This window comes from Streptomyces deccanensis (genome assembly GCF_022385335.1).
Classification (GTDB): Bacteria; Actinomycetota; Actinomycetes; order Streptomycetales; family Streptomycetaceae; genus Streptomyces; species Streptomyces deccanensis.
Map to the genome: position 1 here is coordinate 6,221,148 of NZ_CP092431.1, position 10,977 is coordinate 6,232,124.

Consider the following 10,977-nt stretch of genomic DNA (forward strand, 5'->3'; position numbering starts at 1 on the left):
GCACCTACCCCCTCCCCTCCCCGCCCGAGCCCGGCCGCCGCGCTCCCCGTCGACTGGCCGGCCCCGGGCGTGGGGCGCTCACGCCATGCCTCCGCCTACTCCGACAGCTCCCACACCGCGTACGCCAGCGCGTCCCCGTTCCGGTCGAGCGCCGTGTCGTTGATGTTGGCCGTGGTGTCGCAGGACGAGTGGTAGCAGCGGTCGAAGGCCTGGCCGGACGTACCGCCCCACTTGGCGACCTGCGCGGCGGTCTTCGTCCGGCTCGCCCCCGTGAAGAGCCCGCCGACGGGAACGCCGGCGCTCTTGAACGGCGCGTGGTCGGAGCGGCCGTCGCCCTCGGTCTCGATCTCGGTCGGGACGCCGATCCCCGTGAAGTAGTCCTTGAAGGTCTGCTCGATGACGGGGTTGTCGTCGTAGACGAAGTAGCCGGGGTTGGGCGAGCCGATCATGTCGAAGTTGAGGTAGCCGCTGATGCGGGCCCGGTTCGCGGCGGAGAGGTTGTTGACGTAGTAACGCGAGCCGACGAGGCCCAGCTCCTCCGCGCCCCACCAGGCGAACCGCAGATGCTTCGTGGGCTGGTAGTTCGTGCGGGACACGGCCAGCGCGGCCTCCAGCACGGCGGCGGACCCGCTGCCGTTGTCGTTGATGCCCGCGCCCGAGGAGACACTGTCCAGATGTGAACCGGCCATGACAACCTGGTTCGTGTCGCCGCCCGGCCAGTCCGCGATCAGGTTGTAGCCGGTGCGTCCGCCGGACGTGAAGGACTGCACGGTCGTGGTGAAGCCCGCCGCGTCGAGCTTGCCCTTCACGTAGTTCAGCGACGCGAGGTAGCCGGCCCGGCCGTGGGCTCTGTTGCCGCCGTTGGCGGTGGCGATGGACTGGAACTGGGCCAGGTGGGCCTTGACGTTGGCCACGGGCAGGTCGGGCGCCGCGGCGATCGTCGCGGCGGGGGCGGCGGCCGCCCGGTCGGGGGCGGGGGCCGCCCCTGCTATGGAACCGGTGGTGAACAGTGTGGCCACCGTGACGGCGGTGGCGACGGCGGCGCGTCCCGTGACTGGAACAGAGAGCTTCATAGTGGGGGGCTCCGAATTCCATGGGTCCGCCCCGGACGACACTGTTGATGTGCCCATGGCAAACCCGGTGAATGAGGTGCCTGGATGGTGCGGGCGGGACTGACTCTCCGTCAAGGGTGCTATTTGGCCAGCGGAGTTCGCGCCTCGACGGCCTCCACGCCGACGCCCTCCGCCCCAGCCGCCCCGCCGTCCACGACATCCGCGCCAACGGTCTCCGCGCCAACGGTCTCCGCACCAACCGTCTCCGCACCGACGGTCTCCGCACCGACGGTCTCCGTGGCGGCGCCCAACTCCTCCAGTCGCCTCCGCGACACCCGCGCCGTCCGCAGCGCGTCCCACGTCAGCAGGGACAGTGCCAGCCACACCAGCGCGAAGCCCGCCCACCGCTCGGGCGGCATCGCCTCACCGAAGTAGAGGACGCCCAGCAGGAACTGGAACACCGGCGCCAGGTACTGCAGCAGCCCCAGCGTGGACAGCGGCACCCGGATCGCGGCCGCCCCGAAGCAGACCAGCGGCAGGGCGGTCACCAGTCCGGTCGCGGCCAGCAGCAGCGCGTGCCCCGTCCCGTGCGGACCGAAGGTGGCGTCCCCGCGCGAGCCAAGCCACAGCAGATAGGCCAGCGCGGGCAGGAACTGGATCGCGGTCTCGGCGGCGAGCGACTCCACACCGCCCAGGTTGACCTTCTTCTTCACCAGCCCGTACGTGGCGAAGGAGAACGCGAGACAGAGGGAGATCCACGGCGGCTGCCCGTAGCCGATCGTGAGGACGAGGACGGCCGCGAAGCCGACGCCGACCGCCGTCCACTGGACGGGCCGCAGCCGTTCCTTCAGCAGCAGGACGCCGATGGCGATGGTGACGAGCGGGTTGATGAAGTACCCGAGGGAGGCCTCGACCACCTGGTGGGTGTTGACGGCCCAGATGTAGACGCCCCAGTTGACGGTGATCGTGGCCGCCGCGACCGTGATCAGGGCGAGCTTGCGCGGCTGCCGCAGCAGCTCGCCGGCCCAGGACCAGCGCCGCAGCACCAGCAGTACGACGGCGACGACCGCGAGGGACCAGACCATGCGGTGGGCGAGGATCTCCAACGCGCCCGAGGGCTTCAGCAGCGGCCAGAACAGCGGGACGAGCCCCCACATCCCGTACGCGGCGAAGCCGTTCAGCAGCCCTATCCGGTGTTCGCCCCTCGACTGCGCCGCCACGGCCCCTCCTCCTCGCCCGGCCGCACCGCCGCGACCCCGAACCCTCAGCCCTCCCGAAGGTAACGCCGAGCACCCCCGACTGTCATGCCCGTATCGGGATACGGTCATGACAGTCGGGGGTGGGCGCCCCGAGGGGGAGTCCGGGGCGCCGTCCGGGGCGCGCGGCCCCGGCGTGCGCGGGCTCAGTCCTGGCGGGTCACGCCTTCAGGCCGTGCGCAGGCTCAGCCCCGGCGCGTCACGCCTTCAGCGCCGCCGTGATCGACTCCTCGATCGGCGTGGTCGGGCGGCCGATGAGGCGGGAGAGGTCGCCGGAGGAGACGACCAGCTCGCCCTTGGCCACGGACGCGTCGACGCCCGCGAGGATCTCGGCGAGGAACGGGGGGAGCCCGGCGCCGGTCAGGATGCCGGTGAGCGCCTCGACGGTGACGGGGTTGTTCGCTATCTCCTTGCCGGTCTGCTTGCTCAGCTCGGCCGCGTACTCCCCGAGGCTCCACGCGGTGTCGCCGCCCAGCTCGTAGGTCTGGTTCTCGTGGCCCTCGCCGGTCAGCACGGCGACAGCGGCGGCCGCGTAGTCCGCGCGGGCGGCGGAGGAGACCCGGCCCTCACCGGCGGCGTGGGTGACGGCGTTGTACTGCAGCACCGGCGCGAGCTGCTCGGTGTAGTTCTCGTTGTACCAGCCGTTGCGCAGCAGGGTGTACGGCAGCCCGGAGGCGAGCAGCACCTCTTCGGTCGCCCGGTGGTCGTCGGCGAGCGCGGCCGTCAGGCTGCCCGGCGCGCTGGTGTACGCGAGGAGCGCCACGCCCGCGGCCTTGGCGGCGTCGATCACGACCTTGTGCTGGCCCACCCGGTCACCGCCGACCTCGCTGCCGGAGATCAGCAGCACCTTGTCGCCGGCGGCGAGGAGACCGTCGAAGGTCTCGGGGGCGCTGTAGTCGGCGACGGCGATCTTCACACCGCGCGCCGCGAGCCCGGCGGCCTTCTCCGCGCTGCGGACGACGGCGGTGATCTGCTCGGCCGGTACCTTCTCCAGCAGACCCTCGACGACGAATGTGCCGAGGTGGCCGGTGGCTCCGGTGACGACGATGCTCATGGTGGAACTCCTCCAGGGGGGCGGGTACGCACTCACCCTAGGGGGTGCACTAACTCTTCGAAAGTACCCACTTTGAGGTAAGGTACTGGCATGGCCGTAAGTAAGGTGTCACCGCAGCCCGCCGCCACGTACGACACGGGCGCCGAGGGCATGTGCCCGCACCGCCTCGTCCTGGAGCACGTCACGAGCCGCTGGGGTGTCCTCGTCCTGATCGAGCTGCTGGAGCGGCCGTACCGCTTCAGTGAGCTGCGCCGCGCCATCGGCCGGGTCAGCGAGAAGATGCTCACCCAGACCCTGCAGACCCTGGAGCGCGACGGCCTCGTCCACCGCGACGCCAAGCCCGTCATCCCGCCCCGCGTCGACTACTCCCTCACCGACCTCGGCCGCGAGGCCGCCGAACAGGTGCGCGCCCTGGCGGTCTGGACGAAGGACCGCATGGACGACGTGGAACGCGCCCGACGCACATACGACGAGACCCGGGGCTGAAGCAGCCCCGGGCCCCGTCGGCCGGTCGTCCGCCCCGGTCGGGCGCGGCTCAGCCGACCACCGTCCAGGTGTCCCCGCCGGCCAGCAGGGCCGAGAGGTCGCCCTTGCCGTGCCGGTCGACGGCGGTGTCGAGCTGGTCGGCCATCTGCGTGTCGTAGACGGGCCGTTCGACGGACCGCAGGACACCGATCGGCGTGTGGTGCAGGGTGTCCGGATCGGCCAGCCGCGACAGCGCGAACGCCGTGGTCGGCGACGCGGCGTGCGCGTCGTGGACCAGGATCCGGGACTCGTTCTCGGGGGTCACGGTGACCACCTTCAGATCACCGGTCGCCTCGTCCCGTACGACGCCGCGCCCCCCGTCCGCCCCGAACCGGATCGGCTGCCCGTGCTCCAGCCGGATCACGGCCTCCTCGGCCTGCTGCCGGTCCTTGAGGACCTCGAAGGCGCCGTCGTTGAAGATGTTGCAGTTCTGGTAGATCTCCACCAGCGCCGTGCCCGGGTGGGCGGCGGCCTGCCGCAGGACCTCCGTCAGGTGCTTGCGGTCGGAGTCCACGGTCCGCGCCACGAACGACGCCTCCGCCCCGATCGCCAGCGACACCGGGTTGAAGGGCGCGTCGAGCGACCCCATCGGCGTCGACTTGGTGATCTTCCCGACCTCGGAGGTGGGGGAGTACTGCCCCTTCGTCAGCCCGTAGATGCGGTTGTTGAAGAGCAGGATCTTCAGGTTCACATTGCGCCGCAGGGCGTGGATCAGATGGTTGCCGCCGATGGACAGCGCGTCCCCGTCGCCGGTGACCACCCAGACGGACAGATCGCGCCGCGAGGTGGCGAGCCCGGTCGCGATCGCCGGCGCGCGCCCGTGGATGGAGTGCATCCCGTAGGTGTCCATGTAGTACGGGAAGCGGGACGAGCAGCCGATGCCCGAGACGAAGACGATGTTCTCCCTGGCCAGCCCCAGTTCGGGCATGAAGCCCTGGACGGCGGCGAGGATGGCGTAGTCACCGCAGCCGGGGCACCAGCGCACTTCCTGGTCGGACTTGAAGTCCTTCATGGACTGCCGGGCCGTCGCCTTGGGCACGAGGGAGAGCGCCTCGATCGTGCCGCCCGCACCCGCGGTCTCCGTGGACCTCTCAGCCATCGATGGCCTCCTTGAGAGCCGTGGCGAGCTGCTCCGCCTTGAACGGCATGCCGTTCACCTGGTTGTACGAGTGGGCGTCCACCAGGTACTTCGCCCGGACGAGCGTGGCGAGCTGCCCGAGGTTCATCTCGGGGATCACCACCTTGTCGTAGCGCCCGAGCACCGCACCGAGATTCCGCGGGAAGGGGTTGAGGTGCCGCAGATGGGCCTGCGCGATGGACTCCCCGGCCGTACGCAGCCGCCGTACCGCCGCCGTGATCGGCCCGTACGTCGACCCCCAGCCCAGCACCAGCGTGCGCGCCCCGTGCGGATCGTCGACCTCGACATCCGGCACGTCGATCCCGTCGATCTTGGCCTGCCGGGTGCGCACCATGAAGTCGTGGTTGGCGGGGTCGTAGGAGATGTTGCCGGTGCCGTCCTGCTTCTCGATGCCGCCGATGCGGTGTTCCAGGCCCGGCGTCCCCGGCACGGCCCAGGGCCGGGCCAGGGTCTGCGGGTCGCGCTTGTAGGGCCAGAAGACCTCGGTGCCGTCGTCGAGCGTGTGGTTGGGCCCCTGGGTGAACTGCACGGTCAGATTCGGCAGTTCGTCGAGCTCGGGGATGCGCCACGGCTCGCTGCCGTTGGCCAGGTAGCCGTCGGAGAGCAGGAAGACGGGCGTCCGATACGTCAGGGCGATCCGCGCCGCCTCGAGGGCCGCGTCGAAACAGTCGGCCGGGGTGCGCGGCGCGACCACCGGCACCGGGGCCTCGCCGTTGCGCCCGTACATGGCCTGGAGCAGATCGGCCTGCTCGGTCTTGGTCGGCAGCCCGGTGGACGGCCCGCCGCGCTGGATGTCGACGACGAGCAGCGGCAGTTCGAGCGAGACGGCGAGCCCGATGGTCTCCGACTTCAGCGCCACACCCGGCCCCGAGGTCGTCGTGACCGCGAGGGACCCCCCGAAAGCGGCCCCCAGCGCGGCCCCGATGCCCGCGATCTCGTCCTCCGCCTGGAAGGTCCGCACACCGAAGTTCTTGTGCCGGCTCAGCTCGTGCAGGATGTCCGAGGCCGGGGTGATCGGGTACGAGCCCAGGTAGAGCGGCAGATCAGCCTGCCGCGAGGCCGCGATCAGCCCGTACGACAGGGCCAGGTTCCCGGAGATGTTCCGGTACGTCCCCACCGGGAACGCCTGGGTCGCCGGGGCGATCTCGTAACTGACCGCGAAGTCCTCGGTGGTCTCCCCGAAGTTCCAGCCCGCGCGGAAGGCGGCGAGGTTGGCGGCCGCGATGTCCGGCTTCTTGGCGAACTTGGCCGCCAGGAACTTCTCCGTGCCCTCGGTCGGCCGGTGGTACATCCACGACAGCAGCCCGAGGGCGAACATGTTCTTGCTGCGCTCGGCCTCCTTGCGGCTGAGGTCGAACTCCTTGAGCGCCTCGACGGTGAGCGTGGTCAGCGGCACCGGATGGAGGCTGTATCCGTCCAGCGACCCGTCCTCCAGGGGGTTGGTCGTGTACCCGACCTTCTGCATCGCCCGTTTGGTGAACTCGTCCGTGTTGACGATGACCTCCGCGCCCCGCGGCACGTCCCCGATGTTCGCCTTGAGCGCGGCCGGGTTCATCGCGACGAGCACGTTGGGCGCGTCACCCGGGGTGAGGATGTCGTGGTCGGCGAAGTGCAGCTGGAAGCTGGAGACGCCCGGCAGGGTGCCGGCGGGGGCGCGGATCTCGGCGGGGAAGTTCGGCAGGGTGGAGAGGTCGTTGCCGAAGGTGGCGGTCTCGGAGGTGAAGCGGTCGCCGGTGAGCTGCATACCGTCACCGGAGTCCCCGGCGAACCGGATGATCACCCGATCGAGTCGGCGGACGTCCTTCGGCCCCGCCGGATTGCGCTGTTCCCTCAGTTCTCCCAGAGCGGACTCGTCGGCCTGCTCCGCTGGGCTGCTGACCTGGCTGGTCACTGAACTGGACCTCCCTAGAGGCGGCTGTCCGGGAGCGGCCGACCCGCCGACCCTCCCAGGACCAACACTACGTCGGCGAGGCTGGAGAACGCCTCGACTTGTCCACCAGGAGGCCGGACGGGAAGAGGCGTGAGGAGGAACCGGGAGCCCTGTCTGACACAGTGTCAGAAAATCATGAATTCAGATAGGTGAGCACGGCCAGCACCCGTCGGTGGTCCCCGTCGCTCGGCGACAGCCCGAGCTTCAGGAAGATGTTGCTGACGTGCTTCTCCACGGCCCCGTCGCTGACGACCAGCTGCCGGGCGATCGCCGAGTTGGTCCGCCCCTCCGCCATCAGCCCGAGCACCTCGCGCTCCCGAGGGGTGAGCCCCGCGAGCACGTCCTGCTTCCGGCTCCGCCCGAGCAGCTGCGCGACCACCTCGGGGTCCAGCGCCGTACCGCCCCGCGCGACCCGCACCACGGCGTCCACGAACTCCCGTACCTCGGCCACCCGGTCCTTCAGCAGATAGCCCACGCCACGACTGGACCCGGCGAGCAGCTCGGTGGCGTACCGCTCCTCCACGTACTGCGACAGCACGAGCACGCCCAGCTCCGGATGCGACTTCCGCAGCTGTACGGCGGCCCGCACGCCCTCGTCGGTGTGGGTCGGCGGCATCCGCACATCGGCCACGACCACGTCCGGCAGGTCCCCCTGCTCCGCGAACTCCGTGATCGTCTTGATCAGCGCGTTCCCGTCCCCGACCCCCGCGACGACATCGTGCCCCCGGTCGGTCAGCAGCCGCGTCAGCCCCTCCCGCAACAGCACCGAATCCTCGGCGATGACCACCCGCACCCTGTCCTCCACGCCAGTTCCCCCCACTGCACCCCGTACCGCGACAGCCCCCAGCATTCCAGCATCGGAACGCCAGGACCTGCTCCCGGGAGAAAAACAGGGGAGTGTTCAGGGGGAAACACACCGGCGCGCCCAGAGGCGGCAACCTCTGGACGCGCTCACCGGGACCTCACCCGGACCTGAAGAGCACTGGGCGCAGCCCGTGCTCTTCAGGGGCGCGGGGAACTGCGCGAGAAGCCCCACGCACCCGCACCCACCCACGGCGCCAAGCCACCCACGGCGCCAAGGCGCCCAAGCCCCGCAGGGCGTCGCCTCAGGCCGCCCGCCAGGGCAACTCCGCCGTCACCCGCGTCGGCCCCCCACCCGGCGAGTCGACGACGAGAATCCCGTCGACCGCCCCGATCCGCTCGGCGAGCCCCGCCAACCCGGACCCGGCCCCCACGTCCGCACCACCCGCCCCATCGTCGATGACCTGCAGCATCAGCCGGTCATCGACCTTCCACACATCCACCGTCGCCCGCGAAGCCCCCGCGTGCTTGCTGACGTTCTGCAGCAGCTCGGACACGGTGAAGTACGCGATGCCCTCGATCGCCGGCACCGGCCGCGCCGGCAGGTCCACCTCCACCGTCACCGGCACCGCGCACCGCGAGGCCACCGCCGACAGCGCCGCGTCGAGCCCCCGGTCCGTCAGCACCGCCGGATGGATCCCCCGCGCCAGATCCCGCAGTTCTTGCAGCGCGGTCTTCACCTCACCGTGCGCAGAGTCGACCATCACCGCCGCCGCCCGGGGGTCCTCCGCCAGCTTCTCCTTCGCCAGCCCCAGATCCATCGCCAGCGCCACCAGCCGCGCCTGCGCCCCGTCGTGCAGATCCCGCTCGATCCGCCGCAGATCGGCCGCCGCCGTGTCGACCACGACCCCCCGGTCCGACTCCAGCTCGACGACCCGCGCCCCCAGTCGCGACGGCCCCAGCAGCGTGACCACCATGCCCCGGTCGACCATGGTCAGACCCCGCACGATCCACGGCGTGGCCATCGTGAAGAGCAGCCCCACCAGCGCGGTCACGGTCACCTCGAACGGGTTGTCCAGATACACGGAGTGCGTCTCGTCCCCGTACAACTGCACCCCGTCCTGCCCGACCCACACGGGGAACACCCAGAACCACAGCGGATACGTCAGCGCCGCCCACCCGTACGTCCAGAAGGTCACCGCCACCACGAACGAGAACACCGACCAGGGGAACTGCACGACCGCGTACACCAACTGCCGCCACGACGCCCCGCTGCGCAGCACGGCGCCCATCCACGCCAGCGCCCCGCGCCCCCGCGGCCGGAGCGGCTCCGGCGCGGCCACGTCCACCCCGAGCAACGCCCGCGCCCGCACCCGCTCCAGCGCGCCGAACGCACGGCACCCGGCCAGCCCCGCCGCCAGCACGGGCACCCCGAGGAACGTGATGAGCAGCCCCGCACCGATCGACACCATCGTGATGGCGTACGTGAACAGCAGGATCCCGATCGGCAGCCCCAGCAGCACGTACCCGAGCTCCCGCCAGCTGCGCGCCTCGAACGGCGCCCGCAACCCGGCCGGCACCCGCCGCCGCTCCTCGCCCCAACTCCCGTACCCGTCCTGGTACTCCGTGGCCATCACGTCGCCCGCCTTCACTGGTCCCGCACTCCCGATGTCGTACTCCCACCCTGCTGCCCCCGGCCCTCCGGAACCATGGAGCGGGTCGGCGTCTCGGTAGGGGGGTTTTCCCCACCCCCACGCCCCTGAGAAGCACGGGCCGCAGCCCCGGCTCCTCAGGGGCGCGGGGAACTGCGCGAGCAACCACGACGCACCCGCACCCGCGCACGCCGAAGGGGCACCCACAACGAGTAGGCGCCCCTCCACACCGCCGCGTGCTACCGCCCCCGCCAGGGCAACTCCGCCGTAACCGTCGTAGGCCCTCCCACCGGCGACTCGATCACGAACAACCCGTCCACCGCGTCCAGCCGTTCCGCCAGCCCGGCGATCCCACTGCCCCCGTCGAGCCGCGCACCGCCACGCCCGTCGTCCCACACCTGGATCAGCAACCGGTCGTCGGACCGCCACACATCCACCGACGCGGCCTTCGCCCCACTGTGCTTGCTGATGTTCTGCAGCAGCTCGGACACCGTGAAATAGGCGATCCCCTCGATCGCGGCGGCCGGCCGCGTCACGAGATCCACGGTCACCTTCACCGGCGCCGTACACCGCGAGGCCACCGCGGACAACGCGGCATCCAGCCCCCGGTCCGTCAGCACCGCCGGATGGATCCCGCGCGCCAGATCCCGCAGCTCCTGAAGCGCCAGTTTCACCTCGCCGTGCGCCTCCTCCACCATCGTGGCGGCCGCGTCGGGATCCTCCAGCAGCTTCTCCTTCGCGAGCCCGAGCCCCATCGCCAGATTCACCAGCCGTGCCTGCGCCCCGTCGTGCAGATCCCGCTCGATCCGTCGCATATCGGCCGCGGCCGTGTCGACGACGACCCCCCGGTCGGACTCCAGTTCGGCGATCCGCCGCTCCAACTCGTCGGACGGCGACAACAGCGACCGCACCATCACCCGGTCCACGTTCGTCAGCCCCCGCACGATGTACGGCAGCACCGGCCACGCCACGAACAACCCCGTCAGAGTGATGACGAACGTCGTGACGGCCCACGGCATTCGGATCAGCTCGTACAGCATCGAACGCCAGCCGACCGGATCCTTCACGCTCATCCACACCTGCGCGAAGAATCCCTCGTCCGCCCGCCGTCCGCTCCCACGGAACGGCAGCGGACTCGGCTCGTCCACCCGCACCCGCAGCAACGCGCGCGCCCGCATCCGCTCCAGCCGCCCCAGCTGCCTCGCCCCCATCAGCGCGGCGGCGAGCAGCGGAAAACCGATCACCGTCAACGTCAGGAAAGCGCTGGTGAACAGCACCGTCGTCACATACACGAACCCGAGCAGCGCGAACGGCAGATTGGCCAGCAGATGCGCGATCTCCCGCCAGGTCTGCCCCTCGAACGCGAACGTCGCGGGCGGCAGCGGGTCCGAGGGCGTGTGACTGGACGGCAGCGGCCGACCGTACGGCCGCCCGGAGCCGGTCGGGGAGGAGAGGGGTTCGGTCATGCCCACCAGCCTGCCCGCCCGCTCGCGCCCCGCGCCATGAGGCGGACCGCCCCGGACACCCTGGGGAAAACCCCACCCCGTTCCATACCTCCCCCTTCCGACC

The 10,977-nt window shown here is 70.9% G+C and carries 9 protein-coding genes; 1 reads left to right on the forward strand and 8 read right to left on the reverse strand.

Features of this window, described 5'->3' with window-relative positions:
* Positions 1-95: 95 nt before the first annotated feature.
* From L3078_RS27775 to L3078_RS27785, 3 genes are all read right to left on the reverse strand, one after another.
* Positions 96-1,073, reverse strand: coding sequence for a M28 family metallopeptidase (locus L3078_RS27775; protein WP_239756681.1), 978 nt, complete (start codon positions 1,071-1,073; stop codon positions 96-98).
* Positions 1,074-1,192: 119 nt separating this feature from the next.
* Entirely contained in the window at positions 1,193-2,272 is a 1,080-nt protein-coding gene (gene rarD / locus L3078_RS27780; protein WP_239756682.1) for an EamA family transporter RarD, read from the reverse strand.
* Positions 2,273-2,507: 235 nt separating this feature from the next.
* A complete protein-coding gene (locus tag L3078_RS27785) occupies positions 2,508-3,362 on the reverse strand; it encodes an SDR family oxidoreductase (protein WP_239756683.1) in 855 nt (284 codons plus the stop codon).
* A gap of 90 nt (positions 3,363-3,452) precedes the next feature.
* Here L3078_RS27785 and L3078_RS27790 point away from each other — a divergent pair, with 90 nt between their 5' ends.
* Positions 3,453-3,848 (forward strand): winged helix-turn-helix transcriptional regulator, encoded by a 396-nt coding sequence (locus L3078_RS27790; protein ID WP_239756684.1) that lies wholly within the window; start codon positions 3,453-3,455, stop codon positions 3,846-3,848.
* Positions 3,849-3,897: 49 nt separating this feature from the next.
* On the opposite strand, the gene L3078_RS27795 is transcribed toward L3078_RS27790, so the two are convergent.
* The 5 genes from L3078_RS27795 to L3078_RS27815 all read right to left on the reverse strand — a co-directional run bounded on the left by L3078_RS27795 (position 3,898) and on the right by L3078_RS27815 (position 10,874).
* Positions 3,898-4,986, reverse strand: coding sequence for a 2-oxoacid:ferredoxin oxidoreductase subunit beta (locus tag L3078_RS27795; RefSeq protein ID WP_239756685.1), 1,089 nt, complete (start codon positions 4,984-4,986; stop codon positions 3,898-3,900).
* The gene (locus L3078_RS27800) at positions 4,979-6,916 is read right to left on the reverse strand and encodes a 2-oxoacid:acceptor oxidoreductase subunit alpha (protein ID WP_239756686.1); all 1,938 of its coding nucleotides are present in this window, start codon (positions 6,914-6,916) and stop codon (positions 4,979-4,981) included. Before L3078_RS27800 ends, L3078_RS27795 begins: the two co-directional genes overlap by 8 nt.
* A 172-nt stretch (positions 6,917-7,088) precedes the next feature.
* A complete protein-coding gene (locus L3078_RS27805; protein WP_329895753.1) occupies positions 7,089-7,748 on the reverse strand; it encodes a response regulator transcription factor in 660 nt (219 codons plus the stop codon).
* Between the two features lie 313 nt (positions 7,749-8,061).
* Positions 8,062-9,390, reverse strand: a complete 1,329-nt coding sequence (locus L3078_RS27810; protein ID WP_239760493.1) for a sensor histidine kinase — start codon at positions 9,388-9,390, stop codon at positions 8,062-8,064.
* A gap of 257 nt (positions 9,391-9,647) precedes the next feature.
* Positions 9,648-10,874 (reverse strand): sensor histidine kinase, encoded by a 1,227-nt coding sequence (locus L3078_RS27815; RefSeq protein ID WP_239756688.1) that lies wholly within the window; start codon positions 10,872-10,874, stop codon positions 9,648-9,650.
* Between the last annotated feature and the right edge of the window lie 103 nt (positions 10,875-10,977).